This is a genomic window from Sphingomonas corticis (genome assembly GCF_012035195.1).
GTDB lineage: Bacteria > Pseudomonadota > Alphaproteobacteria > Sphingomonadales > Sphingomonadaceae > Sphingomonas > Sphingomonas corticis.
In genome coordinates this window covers 1-24,289 of sequence record NZ_JAAVJH010000011.1, presented here as the reverse complement: position 1 = coordinate 24,289, position 24,289 = coordinate 1, and the positions used below count along the sequence as shown (strand labels likewise).

Annotated in this window: 19 protein-coding genes and 1 tRNA gene; 9 read left to right on the top strand and 11 right to left on the bottom strand. The window is 71.5% G+C overall.

Annotated features, from left to right (window positions below; all coding sequences use genetic code 11):
- The first annotated feature begins 51 nt into the window (after positions 1-51).
- The 6 genes from HBH26_RS15160 to purQ all read left to right on the top strand — a co-directional run bounded on the left by HBH26_RS15160 (position 52) and on the right by purQ (position 5,513).
- Entirely contained in the window at positions 52-984 is a 933-nt protein-coding gene (locus tag HBH26_RS15160; RefSeq protein WP_209308606.1) for an alpha/beta hydrolase, read from the top strand.
- Between the two features lie 127 nt (positions 985-1,111).
- Complete coding sequence (gene purC, locus HBH26_RS15155; protein WP_168135485.1) at positions 1,112-1,891, top strand: phosphoribosylaminoimidazolesuccinocarboxamide synthase; 780 nt, start codon at positions 1,112-1,114, stop codon at positions 1,889-1,891.
- A 74-nt stretch (positions 1,892-1,965) separates the two neighbouring features.
- Positions 1,966-3,195 (top strand): transferrin-binding protein-like solute binding protein, encoded by a 1,230-nt coding sequence (locus HBH26_RS15150; protein WP_168135484.1) that lies wholly within the window; start codon positions 1,966-1,968, stop codon positions 3,193-3,195.
- Positions 3,192-4,562, top strand: a complete 1,371-nt coding sequence (locus HBH26_RS15145; RefSeq protein ID WP_168135483.1) for a surface lipoprotein assembly modifier — start codon at positions 3,192-3,194, stop codon at positions 4,560-4,562. Before HBH26_RS15150 ends, HBH26_RS15145 begins: the two co-directional genes overlap by 4 nt.
- A gap of 52 nt (positions 4,563-4,614) precedes the next feature.
- Entirely contained in the window at positions 4,615-4,845 is a 231-nt protein-coding gene (gene purS / locus HBH26_RS15140) for a phosphoribosylformylglycinamidine synthase subunit PurS (protein ID WP_168135482.1), read from the top strand.
- Complete coding sequence (gene purQ, locus HBH26_RS15135) at positions 4,845-5,513, top strand: phosphoribosylformylglycinamidine synthase subunit PurQ (protein ID WP_168135481.1); 669 nt, start codon at positions 4,845-4,847, stop codon at positions 5,511-5,513. The genes purS and purQ overlap by 1 nt, the downstream gene beginning before the upstream one ends.
- Before the next feature lie 145 nt (positions 5,514-5,658).
- Here the strand turns inward: purQ and HBH26_RS15130 are convergent, their stop codons facing one another.
- Positions 5,659-6,399 carry a queuosine precursor transporter gene (locus HBH26_RS15130; RefSeq protein WP_168135480.1) on the bottom strand — a complete coding sequence of 247 codons (741 nt, stop codon included), beginning with the start codon at positions 6,397-6,399 and terminating at the stop codon, positions 5,659-5,661.
- A gap of 59 nt (positions 6,400-6,458) precedes the next feature.
- On the opposite strand from HBH26_RS15130, the gene HBH26_RS15125 reads away from it, so the two are divergent.
- Positions 6,459-6,535: transfer RNA gene (locus HBH26_RS15125), tRNA-Arg, on the top strand.
- 132 nt (positions 6,536-6,667) lie between these two features.
- Positions 6,668-7,531 carry an IclR family transcriptional regulator gene (locus HBH26_RS15120; protein ID WP_168135479.1) on the top strand — a complete coding sequence of 288 codons (864 nt, stop codon included), beginning with the start codon at positions 6,668-6,670 and terminating at the stop codon, positions 7,529-7,531.
- Between the two features lie 51 nt (positions 7,532-7,582).
- Here the strand turns inward: HBH26_RS15120 and HBH26_RS15115 are convergent, their stop codons facing one another.
- The 5 genes from HBH26_RS15115 to HBH26_RS15095 form a co-directional block, all read right to left on the bottom strand.
- Positions 7,583-8,062: a DUF4142 domain-containing protein gene (locus tag HBH26_RS15115; protein WP_168135478.1), complete on the bottom strand. Its 480-nt coding sequence runs from the start codon at positions 8,060-8,062 to the stop codon at positions 7,583-7,585.
- A gap of 100 nt (positions 8,063-8,162) precedes the next feature.
- The gene (locus tag HBH26_RS15110; RefSeq protein ID WP_168135477.1) at positions 8,163-10,211 is read right to left on the bottom strand and encodes a TonB-dependent receptor; all 2,049 of its coding nucleotides are present in this window, start codon (positions 10,209-10,211) and stop codon (positions 8,163-8,165) included.
- Between the two features lie 64 nt (positions 10,212-10,275).
- Positions 10,276-13,290 carry a TonB-dependent receptor gene (locus HBH26_RS15105; RefSeq protein ID WP_168135476.1) on the bottom strand — a complete coding sequence of 1,005 codons (3,015 nt, stop codon included), beginning with the start codon at positions 13,288-13,290 and terminating at the stop codon, positions 10,276-10,278.
- A gap of 159 nt (positions 13,291-13,449) precedes the next feature.
- Positions 13,450-14,856, bottom strand: coding sequence for a glucoamylase family protein (locus tag HBH26_RS15100; RefSeq protein WP_168135475.1), 1,407 nt, complete (start codon positions 14,854-14,856; stop codon positions 13,450-13,452).
- The gene (locus HBH26_RS15095) at positions 14,853-15,863 is read right to left on the bottom strand and encodes a LacI family DNA-binding transcriptional regulator (protein WP_168135474.1); all 1,011 of its coding nucleotides are present in this window, start codon (positions 15,861-15,863) and stop codon (positions 14,853-14,855) included. Before HBH26_RS15095 ends, HBH26_RS15100 begins: the two co-directional genes overlap by 4 nt.
- A gap of 158 nt (positions 15,864-16,021) precedes the next feature.
- On the opposite strand from HBH26_RS15095, the gene HBH26_RS15090 reads away from it, so the two are divergent.
- Positions 16,022-18,301 carry a glycoside hydrolase family 3 N-terminal domain-containing protein gene (locus HBH26_RS15090; protein WP_168135473.1) on the top strand — a complete coding sequence of 760 codons (2,280 nt, stop codon included), beginning with the start codon at positions 16,022-16,024 and terminating at the stop codon, positions 18,299-18,301.
- 4 nt (positions 18,302-18,305) lie between these two features.
- Here the strand turns inward: HBH26_RS15090 and HBH26_RS15085 are convergent, their stop codons facing one another.
- From HBH26_RS15085 to HBH26_RS15065, 5 genes are all read right to left on the bottom strand, one after another.
- Positions 18,306-19,535, bottom strand: coding sequence for an MFS transporter (locus HBH26_RS15085; RefSeq protein WP_338057415.1), 1,230 nt, complete (start codon positions 19,533-19,535; stop codon positions 18,306-18,308).
- A gap of 23 nt (positions 19,536-19,558) precedes the next feature.
- On the bottom strand, positions 19,559-20,908 hold the full coding sequence (locus tag HBH26_RS15080; RefSeq protein ID WP_168135472.1) for an FAD/NAD(P)-binding protein: 1,350 nt from the start codon (positions 20,906-20,908) through the stop codon (positions 19,559-19,561).
- A gap of 12 nt (positions 20,909-20,920) precedes the next feature.
- Positions 20,921-22,537 carry an NAD-dependent malic enzyme gene (locus HBH26_RS15075; RefSeq protein ID WP_168135471.1) on the bottom strand — a complete coding sequence of 539 codons (1,617 nt, stop codon included), beginning with the start codon at positions 22,535-22,537 and terminating at the stop codon, positions 20,921-20,923.
- An 11-nt stretch (positions 22,538-22,548) separates the two neighbouring features.
- On the bottom strand, positions 22,549-24,033 hold the full coding sequence (locus HBH26_RS15070; protein ID WP_168135470.1) for an alginate export family protein: 1,485 nt from the start codon (positions 24,031-24,033) through the stop codon (positions 22,549-22,551).
- Positions 24,034-24,039: 6 nt separating this feature from the next.
- The coding region (locus HBH26_RS15065) for a cation:dicarboxylate symporter family transporter (protein WP_168135469.1) at positions 24,040-24,289 on the bottom strand (250 nt) is incomplete at its 5' end.

Below are 24,289 nucleotides of genomic sequence, written 5' to 3'. Positions count from 1 at the left end.
GCGGCATTTCTTACGCTTCGCCCGAGGCCCCCGGCATGCCATGCTGCCGCCATGTTCGCCCGCCTGCCCCTCGCCCTTGCCGCCGCGGCCCTGCTCGCCGCATGGTCGCCCGCCATGTCCCGCACCGCCGCCTCTCCCCTGCTCACCTGGGACGACCTGACGAAGCGTGCTCGCCCCAAGGCGGACGCCACCGTCGCCTTCGGCCCCGACCAGATGCAGAAGGTGGACGTGTGGCTGCCGCGCGACCGCCGCGGGCCGCATCCCGTCGTGCTGATGGTCCACGGCGGCTGCTGGCAGACGTCGATTGCGGACCGCTCGCTGATGGACTGGATCGCGGGCGACCTGCGCGCCGCCGGGGTGGCGGTGTGGAACATCGACTATCGCGGCGTCGATCGCGCGGGGGGCGGCTATCCCGGCACCTTCGCCGATGCCGCCGCGGCCGCCGACCTGCTGCGGCGCGAGGGCGGGCGCTTCGATCTGGACACGCACCGCGTCGTTGCCGTGGGGCACAGCGCGGGCGGGCACCTGGCGCTGTGGCTCGCCGCGCGGCCCCGCCTGCCCGCGGACAGCCCGCTGCGCACCCGCGATCCGCTGCCGATCGCGCACGTCGTCTCGCTCGGCGGCCTGCCCGACCTGGAGGCGACCGCCGCCAGTCCCGACAACGGTTGCGGCACCGACGTGGTGGGTAAGCTGACGGGCGGGCGCTTCGCCGACACCTCCGTTCCCCGCCTCCTGCCGCTCGGCGTGCCGCAGGACCTCGTCAACGGTCGGGAGGACCGCATCATCCCGCTGCGCCTCGCCACCGATTACGCCGCCCGCGCGACGAAGGCCGGCGACCGCACGACGCTCCACCTCGTGCCCGCGACCGGCCACGTCGAGCTGGTGACGCCGGGAACGGCGGCGTGGAAGGAGGCGAAGCGGCTCGCGCTGGCGGCGCTGGGCGTGCCCGATCACGCGCGCGACGCGGCCGCGCAGCGGGACTGACGCGCGCCGATCCTACCGCCTGATTGCACCCCCCTGCCCCTTGGCCTATAGCCGGCCGCGTAACCGGCCCCGGCCGCGCGGCCATCCGCGCCGTCGGGGCGCTTCGTTTCGTGAAGGGTCATAACGCATGGCGCGCAGGCGGCAGATCTACGAAGGCAAGGCGAAGATCCTGTACGAGGGTCCGGAGCCGGGCACGCTGATCCAGTATTTCAAGGACGACGCCACCGCCTTCAACGCGCAGAAGAAGGGCACGATCAACGGCAAGGGCGTGCTCAACAACCGCATCAGCGAACATATCTACACGCTGCTGAACACCATCGGCGTGCCCACGCACTTCATCCGCCGGCTGAACATGCGCGAGCAGCTGATCCGCCAGGTGGAGATCGTGCCGGTCGAGGTGATGGTCCGCAACGTCGCCGCCGGATCGCTCAGCAAGCGGCTCGGCATCGAGGAAGGCACGCAGCTGCCGCGCACCATCATCGAATACGCCTACAAGTCGGACGAACTGGGCGATCCGATGATCACCGACGAGCATATCGCCGCCTTCGGCTGGGCCAGCCAGGACGAGATGCACGACATCGCCGACCTCGCCATCCGCGTGAACGATTTCCTGACCGGCCTGTTCGCCGGCATCGGCATCCGCCTGGTCGACTTCAAGCTGGAATTCGGCCGCATCTGGGACAACGACTACGGCCGCATCATCCTGGCGGACGAGATCAGCCCGGACTGCTGCCGGCTCTGGGACATGGAGTCGAACGAGAAGCTCGACAAGGACCGCTTCCGCCGCGACCTGGGCGGCGAGGTGGAAGCCTATCAGGAAGTCGCCCGGCGCCTGGGCCTGCTGCCGGAGGAAGGCGGCACCTCGGTGCTGGACATGGAGAGCCACCGCAAGCGGCGCGGAAAATAGCGCGCGGTTGACGCCGCCTTAACCATTCCCGCCGTACCCCGCGTGCCGACAAGGAACCACGGGGCACGGCAGCGATGCGGACGATCTTTCTCCTCGGCACGGCGGCGTTCGCGCTGGCGGCGTGCGGCGGCGGCGCCGGACCGGAAACGGCAGGCAGCGTCGCACCCCCGACGGGACAGGGCGACGTGCATAGCTTCGTCAAGCCGACGGTGGCCAAATCGTACGCCGCGGTCGGCGGCGTGCAGCATTACGAGTATCAGACCCGCTCGGATCGCGACACGCAGACGGCACAACTCTACGCCGCGGACGCCAGCACCGTCCGCAATAGCGGAATCACCATCAACTACGACCCGCGCGACGCCATCTTCGACGTGTCGATCAACCGCGCGCCGGCGACGGTCGCCAATTCGGTCCGCTTCCAGGATCCCAACCACCGCACCGCCTTCGGTGGCAACAACGAACCGCAGGTGGGCGTCCCGCCGACCGCCGCGGAGAAGCAGATCCAGTATCTCGAAGCCGGGTCGCAGACCGGCGACGCGGTCTTCCCCGCCGGCGCCTATCCGGTCGGCACGCCCGGCTACAAGCGGACCCTCAACACCTTCTTCTACCAGAAGCCGGGCACCACGACCCGCTACGTCACCTATGGCGGCTTCGTGCGCAACGACTTCACGACCGAGCGGGTCACAGAGACGCTCTACGACGCCGCGGGCCAGCCGCTGGTCGACGCCAGCGGCAAGACGGTGACCCGGCAGTACCTGCGCAACGGCTATCGCCTGGATCGCGCCGTCTTCGCTTGGGGCGAACAGACGACGGCGAGCGCGATCCCGCGGGGCGGCACGGGCACCTACAACGGCGATATGCTGGCGACGATGGTCTACAACGATCAGCTCGACGCGAATGCCGGTTCGCCGACCTACTTCCAGTGGATCACCGGCACGAACCAGACTGTGGTGGATTTCGGCGCGCAGACTGTCACGACGACGCTGAACGGCGTGGTCGACGGCCCCGCCTTCGATGCTTTCACCACAGGCGCCTTCTCCATGGCGGCGGGCAGCCAGTTCTCCGCCAAGGGAACGGCGACGGTCGACCTCTCCAACGTCGGCGGCTTCGTGGGCCGGTTCACCGATGTCACGTTCCGCGCGCCGGGCAGCACCGTCGACCGCGCGCTGACGATCGGCGGATCCAGCATCGACGGCGCCTTCTTCGGTCCTGCCGGGGAGGAGATCGGCGCCGGCTTCCGCATCGTCGGCGGGACGCCCGACCAGCGGATCGACATTCTCGGCGCGTTCACGGGTAAGAAATGACTCGGCCGCTCGCGGCGCTGCTCGCCCCGGTCATGGTGGCCGCTGCCGCCTCGGCGGCAGGCGCGGCCCGGGCCGATACCCTGATCGACCGGTGCCAGGCGTCGGTGTGCCGCGCCCGCCTCTCACCACAGCAACTGCTGGGCGAGGTGCAGGAGTTGGTGCTGCAGGCACGCTATGCCGAGGCGCGCCCGCTGCTGGCGGCCCTGTCGCAGGCGCCGGGCGTGCGGCTCGAATATCGCTTCCTGTCGGGGTACGTGGCGCAGAAGACGAACGATCTGAAGACCGCCGCGGCCTTTTATCGTGCGATCCTGACCGATGATCCCAATCAGACGCGCGTCCGGCTGGAGTTGGCGCGCGTCATGCTGCTGCAAGGCAAGCGCCAGGGCGCCGATCGTCAGTTCCGCCTCGCCGAGCAGGACGCGGACCTGCCGCCGGAAATCGCGCGCACCATCCGCGCCACGCGCGACGTCATCCGCTCGCAGCGCGACTGGTCGCTCAACGTCGACGCGGGCATCATGCCCGACAGCAACATCAACAACGCCACTTCGGCGGACAACATCAACGTTTATTTGGGCGGTCAGGCCGTGCCGCTTGCGCTCGACGATTCGGCGCGCCCACGATCAGGCGTGGGGCGCTTCGGCTCCGTTGATGCCGGACTGCGGCTACCCGCCTTCGGCGAGTCGATGATGCTGGTCGATCTCGACGCGGTCGGCACCGACTATGACGGTCGCGACTTCGACGACCTGGCCATCGAGGCCGCGGTCGGGCCCGAACTGCCGGTCGGCGAGCGTCTGCGTGTCCGCGCGCAGGCAGTGGGCGCGCAGCGGATGTTCGGCGGACGCGTCGCGATGCGGCAAGCAGGGATCAAGGGCGGCGTGGAGACGATGCTGTCGCGGGTCGGGCGTCTCGGCGTCCAGTTCGATGCGCGCCGCACCTTCCAAGCGTTCGACCCCGGCTACACCGGTTGGCAGTGGGGCGGTTACGCCACCTATGAACACGCGGTCGCGAAGGCGATCGTCGCCTCCGGCGGGATCTTCGCTCGCCGCGACGCACTGACCAGCGCCGCCTTCTCCAGCACGGAGGGGGGCGTGATCGCCGGCATCGGCGGCGAGCTTCCGCTCGGCCTCAACGTCGCCGTTAGCGGAACCGCTTCTCGCGCGGTGTATGACGCACCGCTCTACTTCTTCTCTGCGGCGGCGCGGCGCGATTGGCGCTTCACTGCCCGCGCGACGCTGGGGGTGCGGGCGTGGCGGATCGCCGGCCTCTCCCCCTCCATCAACGCCTCGGTCAGCCGCATCGACTCGACGCTCGACTATTACGCGGCGACTCGCATGCGCTATCGCTTCACCCTCGCCCGCTATTTCTGACCGCGGCTTTCCCCGGTTGCTCCCGGCCGCGCCGCGCGGCATAGGCGCGCGCATGAAGCTGCGCATCCACGTGACGCTCAAGCCCGGCGTGCTCGACCCGCAGGGCAAGGCGATCGAACACGCCCTCTCCGGCCTCGGCTTCGCGGGCGTCGAGGGCGCCCGCGTCGGCAAGCTGATCGAGCTGGAGGTCGCCGAGGGCGTCACCGACGATCAGGTCGACGCGATGTGCCGGCAGCTGCTGGCGAACACGGTGATCGAGAACTACCGGGTCGAGCGCGGCTGATGAAGACCGCGGTTATCGTCTTTCCCGGCTCCAATTGCGACCGCGACATCGCCGTCGCGCTGGAGACGGTGACGGGCGCCGCGCCAGCGATGGTGTGGCATCGCGACACCGCGCTGCCCGACGGTACCGGGCTGGTCGCGGTGCCGGGCGGCTTTTCCTACGGCGACTATCTGCGCTCCGGCGCGATCGCCGCGCGCTCGCCGATCATGCGCGCGATCGTGGAGGAGGCGGGCAGGGGCCTGCCGGTGCTCGGCGTCTGCAACGGCTTCCAGGTGCTGACCGAGGCGGGGCTGCTGCCCGGCGCGCTGATGCGCAACGCCGGCCTCGACTTCGTGTGCCGCGACGTCGCGCTGACGGTGGACGACACGCGGTCCGCCTTCACCCGCCGCTATCGCGCGGGCGAGCGCGTGCTGTTCCCCGTCGCGCATCACGACGGCAATTACGTCGCCGACGCGGAAACGCTCGACCGGCTGGAGGGCGAGGGCCGCGTCGCCTTTCGCTACGCCGAGAAGGTGAACGGCAGCGCGCGCGACATCGCCGGCATCCTGAACGCGCGCGGCAACGTCCTCGGCCTGATGCCCCATCCCGAGCGCAGGGTCGAAGGCGCGCACGGCGGCGACGACGGCCGGCGGCTGTTCGAAGGGCTCGTGGAGGCCGTCGCGGCCTGACCCCTGCTGTCTGTCCTACGCCGCGGGCGAGCGATAGACAGCGGCGGTGCCCGGTTCGTGCCCCTTCCCGAAGTCCCGCCCGCATCCGGTCGCGAAAACGCGCCGGCACCTCAACATCCTCAACGTTCGCCCGCGGCCGATCGCCTCACACCTTGGCGCGGAACGGCGTGAAGTCGGTCGCGCGGTCGTAGACGTCCAGCCCTTCGGCACGCTTCAGCCCGCCGACGACCAGGTAGGTGACCGGGGTCAGCAGCACTTCCCACGCCACCTTCAGCGCCCATTGCGTGAACAGGACGGTGACGACGAGCTGCGGCGTCCAGCCCGCCGCGCCCAGGAACGCGAGCGGGTAGAAGATCAGGCTGTCCACTGCCTGTCCCGCCACGGTCGACCCGATCGTGCGCATCCACAGGTGCCGACCGCCGCTCGCCACCTTCATGCGCGCGAGGACGTAGGCGTTGACGAACTCGCCCGCCCAGAACGCGCACAGGCTGGCGAAGACGATCCGCGGCACCTGGCCGAAGACCGTCTCGTACGCCGCCTGGTTGGTCCAGTCCGGCGCGGGCGGCAGCGCGACGACGACGAAGGCCATCGCCGCCATGAAGACGGTGGCCGCCGTGCCGACCCAGATCACGCGGCGCGCCCGGGTATAGCCGTAGACCTCGGTCAGCACGTCGCCGATCACGTAGCTGACCGGGAAGAACAGGATACCCGCACCGAACGGCCACGGCCCGATCCCAGGCAGGTCGACCACCGCCACCTTGCCGGCACCCAGCACGTTGGACAGCAGCAGGACTGCGACGAACGCCGCCATCACGACGTCGTAGTAACGCAGCGGCCGCCCTGCGACCGCCCCCGCCTCCACCTCCCTCTCGCGCCCGTCCGTCATGGCGCGGACTATGCGGGCGGTTTCGCCCGGCCGCAATCCGCGCTACGCCGCACCGGCGCGCGCCCGTAGCTCAGTTGGATAGAGCACGAGCCTTCTAAGCTTGTGGCCGCTGGTTCGAATCCAGCCGGGCGCGCCAATCCGCGACGTCGCCCATCCGCGCAGCGATCCCGTGGGTGGACCATCGTGCGCACGGCGCCGGGCAGCCTGACGGCGACGTCGCCGACCAGCGGGCATGACAAGCCGCGAAGGGAACGTTATCAATCTCGCCATGCCCGCCCGCTCCGCCCCGCGTGCAACGCCCGCCGCCCCCGCCTCGCCCCATTACAGCGCGCCTGCGCTGGAGAAGGGCATCGACATCATCGAGCTGCTCGGCAGGGAGCCGTTCGGGCTGACCATCACCGAGATGGCGCAGCGGCTCGGCCGTTCGGTGAGCGAGCTGTTCCGCGTCATCGTGGTGCTCGACCGGCGCGGCTGGCTGCACAAGGACGCCGCCAGCGACCGCTATCGGGTGACGTACAGGCTGCTGGAACTCGCGCACCGCGCCACGCCGGCGCGCGAGCTGACGCACGTCGCCGCGCCGCTGATGCACGCGCTGGCGGCGGCGACGAATCAGTCCTGCCACCTGGTCGTCGTCAACGCGCGCCGCGGCCTGATCGTCGCGCGGCAGGAGAGCCCCGGCTGCACCGGCTACGCGATGCGGCTGGGCAGCGATATCGCGCTGCACGACAGCTGCTCGGGAGCCGTCCTGCTGGCGTTCATGCTGGAGGAGCGACGCGCGGAGCTGCTCGGCGGCGCGCCCGATGCCGCGCTCGCGCGGCGACTGGCAGCGGTGCGGGCGCAGCGATACGACAGGCGCCCGAGCGAGCGCATGCCGGGCATCTCGTACCTGTCCTGCCCCATCTTCGGCTTCGACGGCCAGGTGGTCGCCGCGCTGACCATCCCCTTCCTCAGCACGATCGACAACGCCCAGCACGTGTCGCTGGATACCGCGCTCGCGCAGTTGCAGGCGACGGCGACGCACATTTCCATGGTGCTCGGCTGGGACGACCGCGAAGAGGCGCCGCTGGTGCCGAGGCTGTCCGTCGCCACGCCGCCGCGCCGGCGCCGCAGCACCGTGATCGCGGCGGAATGACGCGACGACCGCGGGGCGCGGCGGCCCCGCGATCGTGTCAGGACCGGTGGCTCACATCGTCTCCAGCGTCGCGATATGCTGCTCCACCACCGGCACGATCTTCGCCGCCGCCGCCTTCAACGGGGCGGACGAGCCGTCCTGCGCATAAGATTGGTGGAGCGCGAGTGCCTGCTGGTGCGCGGTCTTCTGCTGCGTGACGTACAACGTGTCGCGGCCGGTGCCGGTCTGTGCGCGCAGCTGCGCGACCATGTCGGCCTGCATCGGCATCAGCTTGGGCGGGGCGGGACGCAGCTTCGCGCGCGTCGCGGCGGCCTTCACGTCCGCGGTGCTCTTCGTGTGATGCTGGATCATCATCTGCGCGAAGGAGCGGATCTTAGGATCGCGGGTCGATGCCATCACAAGGCGGCTCGACTGGATCTCGTACTGGTCGCTCGCGCCGGCCTGTGCCACGTAGGCGGCAGGGCTGGCGGTCTGTGCCGCGGCAGGCGTGGTGGCGATCAGCCCTGCGGCCATCACAAGGAACGTCTTCATCGCACTCTCCCGGTTGTCGTGGCTGCGTAACCGGGCGTGCCGCGCGCGGGTTCCAGCAGAAAACCACGCGATTGACGCGGGTTAACGTTCTTTTCGTCCGTCAGCGCAGGCGCAGGCCGAACCACAAGGTGCGCGGTGTCGCGCGTTCGACGACGCCCGCGCCGGCGATCCCCGCCTCCACGCGCGTCCCGGTCACGTTCTCGCCGCGCAACTCCAGCAGGACGGCACGACCGACGGGCGCGGCGAGGTAGACGTCCGCGGTCGTCGCCGAAGCCAGCGTGCGGCTGTTCGCATCGTCCTCGAACTGGCGCGCGGCGTGGCGCACCGTCGCGGAGACCACGCGATCGGCGCGGCGCCAGCCCAGCGTGGCCGAGACGAGGTCGCGCGGCGTCTGCGCCGGGCGCAGTCCGTCCAGCGCCGCCGCGACCCCGCTCGCCGCCACGCGCGGGTCGGCGTGGCTCCACGATGCCTGGGCGCTCACCGCGCCACGCTGCCAGCGCGCGTCCACTTCCCACCCCCGCGAGCGGATCGCGTCCAGGTTGCGGCGGACGCGATAAATGCCCCCGGCGGCGACGAAGCCGACGCCGGGGAAAGTCCCGGGCCCCTGGCCTGCGCCCACGTTGGCGATCGCGCCGTCCAGGCGGTTGGCGAACAGCGTCGCGGCGACGCTGACGCCAGGGGCCGGCGCGATCGTGACGCCGCCGTCGACGCCGCTCAGCCGTTCGGGATCGAGCGCGGCGTTCGCGGCGGTCGCGTCCGCGCCGATGCGAAAGGGGCGGTACAGCTCGTTCAGCGTCGGCAACCGCCACCCGCGATAGGCCGCGGCGCGCAGCGTCACCGGTGCCGCGGGCGACCAGGCCACCCCCGCGCGCCCAGTCCCCTCCGTCCCGTTGCGCGTCGCAAAGCGTTCGTCCGTCAGCGCCGGCCCGGGCGCGATCGGTGCCTCGCGCAGGAACCCGCCGGCGATGCGCCAGTGGTCGACCCGCCCGCCGAGCGTCAGCGTCAGCGTGCCGCGTTCCAGCGAGGCGTCGGCGAAGGCGCCCAGTGTCCGCGTCTCGCCCCCCGCCACGCGCCGCCGCGTCGGCTGCCCGGCGACATAGGTGTAGCGCTCCTGCGTGCGCCCTTCGGTCGTGCGCGCATCGACGCCGATGCGCAGGTCGATGTCCCGACCGATCGGCGGCACCAGTTCCAGCCGCGCGCCGGTGCCGGTCGCGGGCGTGTTGTACTGGTCGAGCGTCTGCGTCGCCAGCGTCCGCGCCGCGTTCACGCTCGCGAATTGCGAGGCGAAGCCGCGCGTCTGAAGATAGGCGAGCGCGGCGAAGCCCCAGCGCCCGCGCCCCACCACGCGGACACTGGCGTCGGCGCCCTCGCTGCGATTGCGCGTGAAGGCGGTGCCGCGCTCGCGCGTGTCGGTGAAGCCGGAGAGGCTCGCCTGCACCTCGGTCGTCGCGTCCACCGCCAGCACGGTGCGCAGCGCCAGCGATGCCTGCTCATAGGGTGCGGCGCGATCCGCCGGTCCGCGGTTCTCCGCCACCACGGGCACGAAGCCGTCGCCGCGGGCGTAGGCGGCGGACAGCGTCGCCGCGCCGGCGCCGCGCACCAGCGCGGCCGACGCCTGTGCGTCGAGCGAGTCTCGGCTGCCGTAGGCGACGGAGGCGCCCAGCGCGGGCGTCGTGCCCGGCGCCGCGCTCTCCAGCTCCACCGTGCCCGCGAGCGCGCCGGGGCCGAAATAGCCGCTGCCGCCGCCGCGCGTCACGCGCACCAGCCCGAGCCGGTCGGTGGCATAAGCGGGAAACGGCACCCAGCCGCCGAACGGGTCGGCTTGCGGCACCCCGTCCAGGATCAGCAGCGCGCGGCTCGACGCATTGCCGCCGATGCCGCGCAGCGAGATGCCCTGGCTGGTCGGATTGGCCGAGCGCGAGTCGGAGCGACGGAATTGCTGCAACCCGGCCACGTCGGCCAGCACCGCCTCCAGCCGGTCGCTCGCGCTCTCGTCGATGCGCGCGCGGTCGATCGTCACCACGTCGAACGCGCGGTCGCCGGGTCGCTGCGCCAGCCCCCGGCCGACGACGACGATGTCACCCGACTGCTGCGCGAGCGCGGAGACGGGGGCGAGCAGGAGCGGAAGGGGGAGCAGCGGGCGGATCACGCCCGGCGCCCTAAGCCGCGGGCGGGGCGAGGGAAAGACCCCCGCCCCGCTCGCGCGCCTGGCATCAGAAGCGATAGCCGACGCGGAACTGGATGCGCCGCGGCAACGTCAGCAACCCCGTCGCGTTCTGGGCGTCGGCCGGCAGCAGCGGGTCGATCACCTGCCCGGTGGCCGGATTGATGGTGTTGTTGAAGCCGCCGTCGAAGCCTTCGAAGTTCTTATTGTTGAAGGCGTTCAGCACGTCGATCGCCAGCTCGATCTCGTGCGCGCTGTCCGCGCCGAACGGCTTGATGCGGTTCGCCAGCGTCAGGTTCACCTCGCAGAAGGCGGCGACGCCCTTGATGCAGTTCTTCTCCGGGTACCGCGCGGTGAACAGGCTGGCGCCGGCGGACGCGCCCGCGGTGCTGTCCACGACCTGGTACGCCTGGCCGGACCCGAGCGTCGAGATGGTGGAGAACTGGAAGCCGGCGGGCAGGTCCACGATGCCCGACACGACCAGCCGGTGACGCTCGTCACCCGGGCTGTTGCGCCAGCCGTAGGCGTCCGGCGTCAGCGCATCCAGGCTGAACAGGTCGCCCCCGTTCTGCTCGGCCTTGCCCAGCGTGTAGGCGATGTTGAGGCCCCAGCCGCTCGACTTGGTGTAATTCTTGTCCAGCGTGACGAACAGCGCCTTGTAGCGCGTGTCGAGCCCGTCCAGGCCGACGATGACGTTGGAATAGCCGAACGGGATCACCGGCGCGGTGTTGCAGCAATTGCCCAGGCCATTGTTCTGCCGGGTGGCGAAGATGTTCGTGTAGCCGTTCCGCCCGCGCTGATACGACCCCGTCACCGATGCCTCGAACACACCGACGCGCTGGCGCACACCGAAGCTGAACTGATCGTTCACCGGCGGGCGCGCGTTGTTCTTCACCGCGAACAGCTCGGGCAGCGCGACCGACGGGTTGGCGTTCACCAGCGCGCGCAAGCCGTCGCGCGTCAGGTAGGACGGGTTCCACGCCACCGTCGGCTGCCCGTCGCGCGGGGAACCGTCGGCGGAGAAGCGGAAGCGCCCGATCGGGTTGATCGACCGGCTGAGCTCGTCGACCGTGTTGTTGAAGTTGTTGCGATCGTAGTACCGGCCCGCCCCGCCGAAGATCACCGTCGACTGGTCGTCGTTGATATCCCAGCTGAAGCCGAAGCGCGGCGCGATCGCGCCCTTGAACGGCTTACGATCGGTGCCGTCGGAGATATAGTCTTCCGGATCGAAGTAGAAGGTGGTCGGAAGCGCGCGCAGCGCCCCCGCCGCCGCCGCAGGCGTCACGTAATTGTTGTTGAAGCCGTTGGATTCGTAGTCCCACCGCACGCCCAGGTTCAGCTGGAGCCGGTCGGTGACGTCCCAGTCGTCCTGGATGTACATGCCCAGCTGCGTGTTCGAGCCGTAGATGCGGCCGTTGCCCAGCTCCAGCAGCGCCTCCGCGGGGAACGCGAAGTTGAGGTTGTTGTTCGGCTCGCGGCGGAAGAAGTAGCGCGGCTGGACGTAGGCGCGGTTGTTGATGGTGATGTCGGTCACCTCCATCCGCAGCCCGGCCTTGATGACGTGATTGTCGACGCCGGTCCATGTGACGTCGTCGCGGACCGCCCAATTCTCCTGCAACTCCTGCCGGGTCGAATCCTTGCCGCCGAACAGGATCGTGCCGGCATAGTCGAACGAGGGCAGGTCGGGATTGATCGCGACCGGATTGAAGTTGTAGTTCAGGTGGTTGGCATTGAACTCGTTGACGAAATCCTCGCCGCTATAGGTCCACTTGAACAGGTACGTGTCGACCTTGTTGCGCTTGTTCTCGGCATATTCGAACGCGGTGTTGCCGCCGAAGCCCTGGATATCGGTCTCCTCGCGCCGGCTGAACGACACGTCGAACACCTGGTTCTCGTCCGGCGTGAAGGTCAGCTTGCCGAAGTAGAAGTCGCCGCGGAACGGGCTGACGAACGTGCCCTCGAAATCGGAGATGTTGCGGCCGGACAGGCGGTTGAACTCGGCGATCTGGTCGGCCGATCCGGTCGAATTGACGGTAAAGGCGCGATCCTGGTCGTTGCCTTCGTAGGCGGCGAAGAAGAACAATTTGTCCTTGATGATCGGGCCGCCCAGCGACACGCCGTACTGCTTGCGCTCGAACGCGGGCTTGGGATTGCCCTCGCGCTTGTCGATGTAGCTCTTCTGCGTCAGCGCGCGATCGGTGTACTGGCCGAAGACCTCGCCGTGGAACTCGTTGGTGCCCGACTTCGTCACCGAGGTGATGATGGCGGAACCCGCCTGCTCGTACTCCGCCTTGTAGTTCTGCGTCAGCACGCGGAACTCCTGCACGGCGAGCTGGCCGAAGGCGTTGCCGCGGCTGTTCTGCTGGCCGGCGATGCCGCCCTCGCGCAGCTTGTTCTTCAGGCTGATGCCGTCGACGAACACGTTGACCTGGCTGGCGGTCGCCGCGCCGGAGCGGATGCCCTTGTCCTGCTCGTCGTCGTTGTAGCGCACGCCCGGCGCCAGCGCGGCGAAGGAGAGGAAGTTGCGATCGGTCTGCGGCAGGATGCGGATCTGCTCCTGCGTGACGTTCGTCGCGACCTCGCTGGTGCGCGTCTCGCGCAGGCGGCTGCCGGTGACGACGATGTCGCCCGCGGCCGGCTCGGCGGCGGGCGCCTCTGGCGGCGTCGCCGCACCGTCCGCCGCCGGGGCCGCCGGCTCCGTCGCCGCGCCCAGGCGGGCATCGAGCGTCGCCGACTGGCCGACGACGACGATCACGCGGCGGCGGAACGTGGCGCCGTCCGGCCCGGTGATCGTCACGTCGTAGGTGGCCGGGCGCAGGCCCGTGATCGAGTAGCTGCCGTTCGCGTCGGCGGCGGCGCGCAGCGTCTGGTTGGTGCCCAGGTTCACCGCCGTCACCGTCGCGCCGCCGACCGCCGCGCCGGCGGCGTCGCGCACCTGGCCGCGGATCTGCCCGGTGGTGGTCTGCGCCACCGCCGCGCCGGGGGCGACGAGGGAGGCCGTGGTGACCGCAAGGGCCGAGATGCCGAGGGACAATGCGTGACGCATCGCGATGCGAGTGGACATGACAGAACCTCCCCTATTTTCGTTCTGTAACCGGTTACACCAATGACGACACGTCGCCGTAACCGTTTCCAAAGCGCCGCTGTCGCCACGCTGTCAATTGTTTTCGTTCATGAAAGTCGCGCTCGCCGGATGGGTGTTGCCGATCGGCGACAGCACGCCCTACCTCAGCCAGCCTCCGGCGAAGCCTGCGCGCAGCAGCCCGCGCCGGATCGCGGGAGAGCGGCGCATCACCCGCCACACGCCCTCGTCCCGGGTGTTGGCGATCGCGCCCAGGATCGCGCCCTGGTCGATCCCCAGCCAATCGCTCGCCACCCAGCCGCGCGGCCCCAAGGTGCCGCTGGTCGATCCCGCGTCGGCGTAGCGGAAGCTGGGGTTGAAGCTGTCGCGAAAGCCGTAGCGGCCGTACAGGCCCGGCCAGCGCCGCATCGCCCGCGCGGCGGGCACGACGATTTCCGGCGCGAAGGCGAGGCTGCCGAGCGCGGCGGTGGGCGCGATCGTGCCGTCGTCGCGCTCGTCGGGCTGGCCGAGCGGCCCCCGCGCCGCATAGCCGAAGAAGGTGGCGGTGCGCCCGCGGTACGGCCGCTGCACGTCGGCGGGGCCGTCGCAGGCGGTCAGACCCCAGATATCGCGTCCGTAATCCGCCCAGCCCATCGGATTGGCGATGCAATAGGCGCGGTTGGCGTAGGTGGCGCGGCGGCTGTTCTCGAAATAATCGAACCCCTCACGCCGCATGGTGGCGTCGCGGATGCCGCGAAAGTCGATCCACATCGGCGCGTACTGATGGCCGAACAGCGGCGCGAAGGCGAGATGGCGGGTCGCGCCCTCGCCGCGCCAGAACGCGGGATAGGTCTTCGCCCAGGCGTCCCACGCGCCATCCGCGAGCGGCCGCGCGCCGGAGCCGAGCCCGACGATATAGACCATCATCCCCTCGTTGTAGCCCTCCCAGGGGCGCGCGATGAAGCCCGTCTCCGGATGCCAGCCCATCGACACGGTACCACGGTCGTTGGTGAACCAGCGCCAGTCGGCGCGGCCGACAATGGTATCGGCCAGCTGCCGGATCTCTAACTCGTCCGCCCGGTCGAACCAGGCGCCGGCGAACAGGACGCCGAGGAACAGCAGCGTCGTGTCGACGCTGGACAGCTCGACCTGACGGAAGCGCAGGCCGGTCTGCATGTCGAGGAAGTGATAGAAGAAGCCCTTGTGCCCCGCGGTGCCGCTGGCGCCGGGGCCCTGCGGCAGGCGCGCGAAGGTGCGCAGCGTCACCAGCGTCCGCTCGCGCGCCTGCGCCCGCGTGATCCAGCCGCGCTCCACCGCGATGGGATAGGCTGTCAGCGCGAAGCCGACCGCCGCGATCGAGCAGAAGGACGGCGTTGGCCAGCGATCGGGCACCAGACCATTGGCGGCGTTCGTCGTCTCCCAGAAATAGTCGAACGTTCGCCGCTCGATATCGTCGAACATCGCGGGCAGCCGCAGCGCGGCGAACACGGGCGCAGGTGCAGCGGGCAGGATCGCGGCGGCCGCGCCGATGCCCTTCAGCAGGCCGCGTCGGCCGGTCTCGATCGTCATGTCCTCGTCTCCGTTGCGACCGCGCTGGTGCCGCGCACGATCAGGGCGGCGCCGACCAGCTCGGCCTCGCCCGAGTCCACCTCTCCCGAACCGGACAGCCGCTCGATCAGCCGCACCACCGCGCGGCCACCCAGCTCCACCAGGTCGATCCTGACCGTGGTGAGCGACAGGTAGCGGGCGAGCGGCACGTCGTCGAAGCCGGTCACCGCCACCTCGCCCGGCACGTCGGTGCCCGCGTCGCGGAGCGCCAGGAGGGCGCCGAGCGCCATCATGTCGTTCGCCGCGACGATGGCGTCGAACGGATCACCCGCGGCACGCAGCGCGGCGACGGCGCGCGCGCCCGCCTCCTCGCTGAAATCGCCCTCGACGACGCGCACCGGCGCGCCCGGCAGGTGCCGCGCCATGGCGGCGGCGAACGCCTCCCGCCGCTCGCGCCCGTCGATGTTCGCCTCCTGCCCGGCTAGGTGCACCGGCGCGCGGCGGCCGGTGGCGGCGAGATGCGCGACCACGGCGTCGATGCCGGTCGCGTTGTCGATGCGCAGCAGCGGACACCCCGTGCCCGCCGCCGCGTTGATGAGCACCGCGGGCAGGTCCCGCGGCAGCGCGGCGGCGAGCCCCGCGGCGTCCAGCTGCGGCGCCATCACGATCAGCCCGTCGACGCGTCCGCGCATCGACCGCATCGCCAGCGCCGCCAGTTCCGCATCGGCGTGCATGTTCGACAATAGCAGGTGGTAGCCGCGCGCCGTCGTCTCCCGGTCCATGCCGCGCACGATCTCGCTGAAGAATTCGCCGTACAGATCGGGCAGGACGACGCCGATGGAGTGCGTGCGCGCCAGCGACAGGCTGCGCGCGCCCGCGTGCGGCACGTAGCCCAGCGCCGCCGCCGCCGCGGCCACCCGCGCGCGCGTCTCCGGGTGGACGTTGGCATGGCCGTTCAGCGCGCGCGACACCGACGCCACCGACACGTCCGCCCGGCGCGCGACGTCGCGGATCGTCGTCGCTCGCATCGCCCTTGATCCTCCGCCATGTTCCGCGGCACCATCGTGCAGCCGCGACCCGATTTGCATTGCCGAACGCCCCGGCCGACGTCTACGTAACCGGTTACACGCCGCCGACCAAGCCGCTTTTCGGCCGGTCGCGCGACGGGGAAGAGGGTTTTGCGATCATGACGACGACGAAGGTCACGCGGCGGGCGACGCTGATGGGCGCGGGTGCGGTCGCGGCCTGGCTGGCCAGCCCGGCGCGCGCGATGCTGGACGCCGCGGCGGCGCGCCCCCTGCCCGCGTCGGTCGAAGCGCTGATCGCGCGCATGACGATCGAGGAGAAGGCGGGGCAGCTGAACCTGATGGCCGCCGCCTGGGCGGGCGGGGTCGCCACCTCGCTGAACCCGGCGGGCGCAGCCGGCAATTTCGACGCGCAGCTCGCCGCCGCGGTGGCGGGCGCATTGACCGGTGTCTTCAACGGCAACGGCGCGGAGATGGCGCGGCGGATGCAGCGCGCGGTGATGAAGCAGTCGCGGCTGAAGATCCCGCTGATCTTCGCCGCCGACGTGATCCACGGTCACCGCACCATCTTCCCCGTGCCGGTCGGCGAGGCGGCGAGCTTCGAGCCCGAACTCGCCCGCCGCACCGCGCGCGTCGCCGCCTACGAAGCCGCGGGCGCGGGGATCGACTGGACCTTCTTCCCGATGGTGGACGTCGCGCGCGACCAGCGCTGGGGCCGCACGATGGAGGGCGCGGGCGAGGACCGGCGGCTGGGCGAATTGTTCGCGGTGGCGCGCGTCAAGGGGTTCCAGGGCGAGGACCTGACCGCCGACGACGCGGTGATGGCCTGCGTGAAGCATTTCGCCGCCTATGGCGCGGCGGAAGGCGGATTGGACTACAATCCCGTCGACGTGTCCGAACGCACGCTGCGCGAGACCTACCTGCCGCCGTACAAGGCCGGGTTCGACGCCGGCGCGATGACCGGCATGGCCAGCTTCAACGAGATCGCGGGCATTCCCGCGCACGGCAATCCCTGGCTGCTGCAGAAGGTGCTGCGCGAGGAATGGGGCTTCGAGGGGTTTGTCGTCGGCGACTACACCGGCGACGAGGAGATGATCGCCGCGGGCTTCGCGAAGGATTCGCGCGACGCCACGCGCATCGCCTTCCTGGCGGGCGTCGACATGTCGATGCAGAGCGACAATTACTTCAAGCACCTGCCCGGCCTGGTCCGCGACGGATCGGTGCCGGAGGAGCGGGTGGACCGATCGGTGCGCCGCGTGCTGGCGGTGAAGCACATGCTGGGCCTGTTCGACGACCCGTTCCGCCGCATCGATCCGAAGCGCGAGAAGGCGCGATCGCGCACGCGGGCCAGCCTGGCGCTGTCGCGCGAGGCGGGGCGCAAGTCGATCGTGATGCTGAAGAACGAGGGCGACGTGCTGCCGCTGGACAAGGGGCGGAAGATCGCGCTGATCGGCCCCTTCGCCGAGGGCCAGCACGACATCAACGGACCCTGGGTGGTCTATGGCGACAATGCCAACGCGGTCGACCTGGCCACGGGCATCCGCGCGGCGGGCGCGCGCAGCGTCACCGTCACGGCGGGCAGCAAGGTGGAGGAGGCGCTGCCGGGCGGGATCGAGGCGGCGGTGGCGGCGGCGCAGGCGGCGGACGTCGTGCTTCTGGCGATCGGCGAATCGGAGGGGATGTCCGGAGAGGCGCAGTCGCGCACGGAGATTGTCGTGCCCGCACCGCAGATGGAATTGGCAGAGGCGGTCGCGAAGGCCGGCAAGCCGATGGTCGTCGTGCTGAAGAACGGCCGCGGTCTCGCCTTGTCGGGCGCGGTTCGCGAGGCGCCCGCCATCCTCGTCACCTGGTTCCTCGGCTCGGAAAGCGGGCACGCCATCGCCGACGTGCTGTTCGGCGCCTACTCGCCCTCCGGTCGGCTGCCGTGCAGCTTCCCCTTCGAGAGCGGGCAGTCGCCCTATCATTACGACCACAAGGCCACCGGCCGCCCGGCGCCGAACATGACCGAGCCGTACAAGGCGCGCTACCGCACCGCGCCCAACGCCGCACTGTTCCCGTTCGGCCACGGCCTCACCTACGGCACGATCGAATATGGCGACCTGCGCCTGCCCGCGCGGATGGCGTGGGACGGGACGCTGGAGGTGTCGGCGACGGTGGCGAACACCGGCCGCCGCGCGGCGGAGGAGGTGGTGCAGCTCTACGTCCGCGACCGCGTCGCCAGCATCACACGGCCGGTCCGCGAGCTGAAGGCGTTCCGCAAGGTCGCGCTGGCGCCGGGTGCGCGCGAGACGGTGCGCTTCACCTTGCGCCGCGCGGACCTGATGTTCCTCGGCGTCGACCTGACGCCCACGGTGGAGCCGGGCACGTTCGACCTGTGGATCGCGCCGTCCGCCCAGGCCGAGGGCGTGACCGGCTCGTTCGAGCTGGTGGCGGGCGCCTGACCGATCAGCGCGGGCGTCGCACCAGCGCGGCGCCCGCCAGAAGGAAGAAGACCAGCGGCATGACGCCGATGGTCGCGCGCAGCGCCGCCGTATCGGGCGCGGCGCCCTCCAGCCCCAGGCCGAGCAGCGCGGTCGCGGCACCGATCGCCACGCGCTGCACCAGCGCGGCGAGGCCGAAGGCGACCGCCTGCCCGCCCTGCGCCGCCTCCCCGTCGAGCGTGTCGGGCAGCATCGCCCAGAAGCTGAAGTGCAGCCCGACGATCGCGGCATGCATCGCGATCAGGAACCCCTGCGTGGCGCGGACCCGCGGCACGTCGACCAGCACGAACAGCAGCAGCCCGGCGCAGCAGGCGGCCACCGCTGCCAGCCACACCCGCCGCGTCCCGACGCGGCGGGCGAGCAGCATCCACGCGGGCACCGCCAGCCCGCTGACCGCCGCCATGGTCGCCAGCGTCAGCCGCCCCGCGCCCTCGTCGCCGAGCACGTACTTGAAGTAATAGAGCACGGACCGGTCGACCAGCGTGACCGCCACGATCATCGCCGCCATGCCCGCCATCAGCCGCCCGTAGCCGCGGTTGCGCGCCAGCGCCGCGATCGTGCGGCCGGTGGGCGGGCGCGCCGCCGACATGACGGGCGCACGGTCGCGGAAGGTGGCGCCGACCAGCGCGATCAGCGCGGCGCCGGCCGCGGCGAAGACCAGCGCGGCGTCGCGGTAGATGGCCGCGCCCTCGCCCGCGAACAGCCGCCCCACGGGCACCGTTCCCCCGGCCACCGCCACCGCCGCCAGCGTCCCCGCCAGCATCCGCAGCCCCGCCACGGTCGCGCGGTCCGCGCTCGCCAGCGATACGCGCGCCGACATGGCGGTGTACGGCACGTTGATCGCGGCATAGGCGGTGCGGAACAGCAATTGCGTTGCCAGAGCCCAGGCGAGCGCGAGCATGCCGCCGCGGACGGGCACGTAGACCAGCGCGAAACTGATGCCGAGCGGCACCGCACCCCAGGCGAGGACGCGGCCGTAGCGCCCCGCCCAGCGCCCGCGGTCCACCGCCACGCCCGCGGCGAAGCTGGCGATGCCGTCCCACGCGGAGGCGACGAGGAAGATCGTCCCGGCGGTCGCCGCGGGGATCGCCAGCGCCTCGGTATAGAAGAACAGCAGGTAGAGCATCGTGCTCTGCCAGAACAGGTTGAAGCCGAAGTCGCCGGCGGCGAACAGCGCCAGCCGGGCGAACGGCACGCGCCCGCCTTCGTCCACGTCGGTCAGAGCCCCTCGCCTTCCACCCAGTGCGCGTTGGACAGGCGGCGCGCCAGGTCCCACGCCTGGCGCCGGATGTCGGGCACCGCCACGATCTCCCAGAACGCGCCGCGCGTCATTGGGCCGATCGCGCACAGCCGGTTGTCGGCCGCGCCGTCGCGCGCGATCGTGCGCGCCTGCGCGTCGACGTCGATGCCGAGATGCTCCGCGTCGGGCCGGATCGTGCCGCGCGCGACCAGCCCCGCCAGCAGCGGCTCGCGCGTGCGCGACAGGTCGCCGAGCGGGCCGGTGCAGTTGACGATCGCCTGCGCCGTCACGCGCTGCACCGCCTCCGCGCCGCGGGGGCGATAGGCGAGGTCGATGCCGTCGGGCCGCGCGTGCGCGTCGGCGAGCTTCGCCGCGACCACGCGCAACCGGCCCGACGCCGCCAGCGCGGCCAGGCGGTCCGCCACGATCGGCGCGAGACGGTGGCGGTGCACGTCCCACCACGGGCGCAGGTGGCGAAGGAAGCGCGCGCGCTGCGCGGGCTCCGCCGACGCCCACATCGCCTGCGTGTACGGGCGCAACTCGTCCACCGCGGCGCGCCAGCCGATCGCCGCGCCGCGCCGCCGCACCTCGCGCACCAGCGCGGACGCCTCGCCCCGGGGGCGCTCCGCCAGCGGCGGGGCGGCGGGCGCACCCGCCGCGTGCCGGTGCGGCGTCAAGCCGCGGCGGGACAGCGCGAGCATCCGGCCGCGGAAGCCCGCGCCGTCGAGCCGGAGCGCCACGTCGACCATGGTCAGCCCGGTGCCGACCAGCACCACCACGTCGTCCGCACCCGGCTCCGCGACGATCGCCCCATCCCACGGATCGGCGCGGTAGCGCGGCAAGCCGGCGACGGCGGCGAGCGGGGCGGGCAGGTGCGGCGGCAGATTGCCCACCGCCAGCACCGCCACGTCGGCGGCGATCGTCCCGCCGTCCGCCAGCGTCAGCCGCGCGCCCGCGTCGAGTCGCAGGTCGACCGCCTCGCCGTGGATCACCGCCAGCCGGTCGGGTGCGTCGGCGCGCGCCCGGTCCAGCATATCGCGCAGGTACGCGCCATACACCTTGCGCGGCACGAAGGCGCCGCCGGCGTCCGCCTCCCCGCGCTCGGCGAGCCAGCGGACGAAGTGGCCGGGATCGTCGGGCAGCGCGCTCATGTTCGCGGCGCGCACGTTCAGCACGTGCTCGTCGTGGGGCGTGCCATAGGCCACGCCCTGCCCGGCGACGGGCGCCCGCTCGATCAGCGTGGCGCGCGGGCCGTCCAGGCGCAGCAGGTTGATCGCCAGCAGCGTGCCGGAAAAGCCCGCGCCGACGATGGCGACATGATCGATCATGCCGCCGCGATATCAGGCTTCCTCGTAGGCGGGCACCCACATCGCCGGTGACGGGGCCGGATCGATCGCGTCCGGGTCGGCGGGTGCCGATCCGTCCGCGTGCGCCGCCGCGGCGACCGCTTGCGCCACCGCCAGCGCAGTGTCGCGCAGCCGGTTGAGCGGGGGCAGCAGGTCCGCGCCGGTCGCGGGCGCCGCGGCCGCCAGCGCGCGCGCGGCGGCGAGGAACATGCCGTCGCTCACCCGCCGCGCCCCACTCGCCAGCGCGCCCAGGCCGATGCCGGGGAACACGTAGACGTTGTTGACCTGCGCCACGCCCGCCACGCCGAACGGGCTGCCGGTGCCGACGATGGCGCGCCCCTCGGTCCAGGCGAGCAGGTCGGCGGGATGCGCCTCCGCGTGGGAAACGGGATTGGACAGCGGGAAGACGATAGGACGATCGCACGCCGCCGCCATCGCGCGCACCGCCGCCTCGCCGAAGGCCCCGGGCTGGCCCGAGGTGCCGATCAGGATCGTCGGGCGCATCCGCGCGACCACATCGGCCAGGTCGCGCGTATCCCAGCCTTCCACCTCGGCCGGATCGCGTGCCAGCGCCTGCTGCGCCTCGCCCAGCACGTTGCGACCGCGCACGACCAGACCGTCGCGGTCGAAGGCGGCGATCGCGCGCCGCGCCGCCGCGCGGTCCATGCCGTCCGCCACCATCGCGTCGACCAGCAGCGCGGCGATGCCCATCCCCGCGGCGCCCGCGCCGACGATGACGACGCGCTGCTCCGCCAGCCCGCGCCCGGTGCGCCCCACCGCCGCCAACAGCGCGCCGACCGCGGTGGCCGCCGTGCCCTGGATGTCGTCGTTGAAGCTGAGCAATCGGTCGCGATAGCGGTGGAGCAGCCGCCAGGCGTTGGCGCCGGCGAAATCCTCCCATTGCAGCAGCACGTTCGGCCAGCGCGCCGCCACGGCGGCCACGAACGTCTCGACAAAGGCGTCGTAATCCTCCCCGCGCACGCGCGGGTGGCGCCAGCCGACGTAGAGCGGATCGTCGCGCAGCGCGGGATTGTCCGTCCCGACGTCGAGCAGGATCGGCAGCACCTCCGACGGGTGGATGCCCGCACAGGCGGTGTAGAGCGCCAGCTTGCCGATCGGGATGCCCATGCCGCCCGCGCCCTGGTCGCCGAGGCCAAGGATCCGCTCCCCGTCGGAAACGACGATCACCTTCACCCGGTCGAGCGCGGGATCGGCGAGGATGTCGGCGATGCGGTCGCGGTTGGGCCAGGACAGGAACAGCCCGCGGGGGCGACGCCAGATCTCGCTGAAGCGCCGGCACCCCTCGCCCACCGTTGGTGTATAGACCAGCGGCAGCATCCGCGGCAGGTCGCTCTGCACCAGCGCGTGGAACAGCACCTCGTTGGTGTCCTGCAACTCGCGCAGGAAGGCGTAGCGGTGGAAATCGTCGGGCAGCGCCTCCAGCGCGCGTCGCCGCCGCGCGATCTGCCCCTCCAGCGTGCCGACGTGCGGCGGCAGCAGCCCGTGCAGGCCGAAGCGGTCGCGCTCCGCCGCGGTGAAGGCGGTGCCCTTGTTCGTCAGCGGATCGGCCAGCAAGGCGCGCGCGGCAGCGTGGATGGCGGAATGGATCATCGGTGCCTTCTTCAGAAACGGAAGCTCAGCCAGCCGGCCAGAAAGTCGCTGTCCGCATAGCCCGCGCCGGTCAGCGACGGACCGGCGAACAGGTGCTCGTAGCGGCCGGTGAATGACAGCCGCGGCGTGATCGTCCACTGGAGCTGCAGGCGCGCCACATCGCCGATCTTCGCGGCCCGCACGTTCTGCGTACCGGCGAATGGTTGACCGTTGGCGCGGTACACCGCGTCGTCGGTCGCGTCTCGCCACGCCAGCTGATACTCGCCGGTGACGCGCACCGCCTTCGTCGGCGAGACGGTGAGGTTGGGCGCGACGGCGATCAGGTTCGACGGCGTCAGGAACAGCGCGTAGCTGTAGTAGATGTTGTTGCCGAACGGGGCATAGGCGTTGCGCAGCCGTCCGTCGCCGTAGCCGCCGCCACCGCTCGCATAGTCGGCGTGGATGCCGACGCGGGGCGCCTGAGCGTCCCCGCCCAGCCGCCACGTCTGCGCCAGGAACACCTGCCAGGCGTCGACCCGCTGGTCGATGAATTCGCCCCATTGCCGGTTCGCCGACCAGTCGATCGTCAGCGGCCCCGCCTCGCCCCACAGCCGCGCGCCGAGATAATAGCGGGTCGCCGGGCCGATCCGCCCGCCCCAGGTGCCCACGCTGTTGCGCCGCCGCCAGAAGAAGGGGTCGACGTACAGCTTCGATCCGCCCAGCCACGTCTTGGGCAGGACGAAGCCCAGCGTCACGCCGGAAAAGCGGCGGGCGGGATCGATCACGTCGTCGTCGGTGCCCAGATCGCCATATTGCGTCGGCTTCAGGTCGAAGGCGTCGATCCGCATCGCGGGCGTGCGCGCCCAGGCGCGCCATCCGTTCAGCGTGTAGCGGATGGTGTTGTTGTCGCGCTGCGAGACGAGGAGGTTGGGTCCGTCGGTGAACTCCTGCCGCCCGTAGCGCGCGCCGAGATCGACGTGGCCGACCCGCGCCTTCGCCTCGACGAAGGCCTGCTGGAACACGACGTCGTTGCGCAGCGTGGCGGCGGGCTCGCCCAGCTCCACCCCGGAGATGCCGCCGTGCGCCACCTCGCCGAACAGGCGGAGATGCTCGCCCAGGTGGACGTCCGCGCCCGCCACCAGCCGGCGGATGTCCTGCCGCTGCGCGCGGCGGTCGCGCAGCCCGGGGTTCGTCGTATGGTTGACGCGCAGCCGCGCTTCGCCGGACAAGGTGACGTAGAGGTCGCCGTCAGCGTCCAGCTTCACGCATTTCAGCGCGTCGACGGGGTCGTCGCGCTTCGCCGGGTCGCACAGCGCGCGCCAGTCCTCCGCCCAGCGCGACAGATTGTATCCGCCCGCCGCGGCGCCGTCCCCCGCGGCGGCGGCGGGATAGGAGGCGACGGTGGGCGTGGCGGGGTTGCGGGTGCCGCCCGCCTCGCTCGGCGAGACGGTCTGCGCCGCCGCCGGAAGGGCGAGGAGCGCGGTGGCGCCCAGCAGGACGCGAGAGGCGAAGGTCACGTGCCGCTACTCCGCCGGCACCGCGCCGGCGGGCATTGGGTCGACGCGCGGGGCGCGTCCGGCGAGGGCGGCGTCGAACTGCGCCTTGTCGAGCCGGCCTTCCCAGCGCGAGACGACCACCGTCGCCAGCGCGTTGCCGATGAAGTTGGTCAGGCTGCGGCACTCGGACATGAAGCGGTCGACGCCCAGGATCAGCGCCATGCCGGCGACCGGCACGCTCGGCACGATCGACAAGGTGGCGGCGAGCGTGATGAAC

Excerpts from the sequence above, each read along its gene's own strand:
- HBH26_RS15160 (WP_209308606.1), top strand. The coding sequence starts at position 52 with ATGTTCGCCCGCCTGCCCCTCGCCCTTGCCGCCGCGGCCCTGCTCGCC.
- purC (WP_168135485.1), top strand. The coding sequence starts at position 1,112 with ATGGCGCGCAGGCGGCAGATCTACGAAGGCAAGGCGAAGATCCTGTAC.
- HBH26_RS15150 (WP_168135484.1), top strand. The coding sequence starts at position 1,966 with ATGCGGACGATCTTTCTCCTCGGCACGGCGGCGTTCGCGCTGGCGGCG.
- HBH26_RS15145 (WP_168135483.1), top strand. The coding sequence starts at position 3,192 with ATGACTCGGCCGCTCGCGGCGCTGCTCGCCCCGGTCATGGTGGCCGCT.
- purS (WP_168135482.1), top strand. The coding sequence starts at position 4,615 with ATGAAGCTGCGCATCCACGTGACGCTCAAGCCCGGCGTGCTCGACCCG.
- purQ (WP_168135481.1), top strand. The coding sequence starts at position 4,845 with ATGAAGACCGCGGTTATCGTCTTTCCCGGCTCCAATTGCGACCGCGAC.
- HBH26_RS15130 (WP_168135480.1), bottom strand. The coding sequence starts at position 6,399 with ATGACGGACGGGCGCGAGAGGGAGGTGGAGGCGGGGGCGGTCGCAGGG.
- HBH26_RS15120 (WP_168135479.1), top strand. The coding sequence starts at position 6,668 with ATGCCCGCCCGCTCCGCCCCGCGTGCAACGCCCGCCGCCCCCGCCTCG.
- HBH26_RS15115 (WP_168135478.1), bottom strand. The coding sequence starts at position 8,062 with ATGAAGACGTTCCTTGTGATGGCCGCAGGGCTGATCGCCACCACGCCT.
- HBH26_RS15105 (WP_168135476.1), bottom strand. The coding sequence starts at position 13,290 with ATGTCCACTCGCATCGCGATGCGTCACGCATTGTCCCTCGGCATCTCG.
- HBH26_RS15100 (WP_168135475.1), bottom strand. The coding sequence starts at position 14,856 with ATGACGATCGAGACCGGCCGACGCGGCCTGCTGAAGGGCATCGGCGCG.
- HBH26_RS15095 (WP_168135474.1), bottom strand. The coding sequence starts at position 15,863 with ATGCGAGCGACGACGATCCGCGACGTCGCGCGCCGGGCGGACGTGTCG.
- HBH26_RS15090 (WP_168135473.1), top strand. The coding sequence starts at position 16,022 with ATGACGACGACGAAGGTCACGCGGCGGGCGACGCTGATGGGCGCGGGT.
- HBH26_RS15080 (WP_168135472.1), bottom strand. The coding sequence starts at position 20,908 with ATGATCGATCATGTCGCCATCGTCGGCGCGGGCTTTTCCGGCACGCTG.
- HBH26_RS15075 (WP_168135471.1), bottom strand. The coding sequence starts at position 22,537 with ATGATCCATTCCGCCATCCACGCTGCCGCGCGCGCCTTGCTGGCCGAT.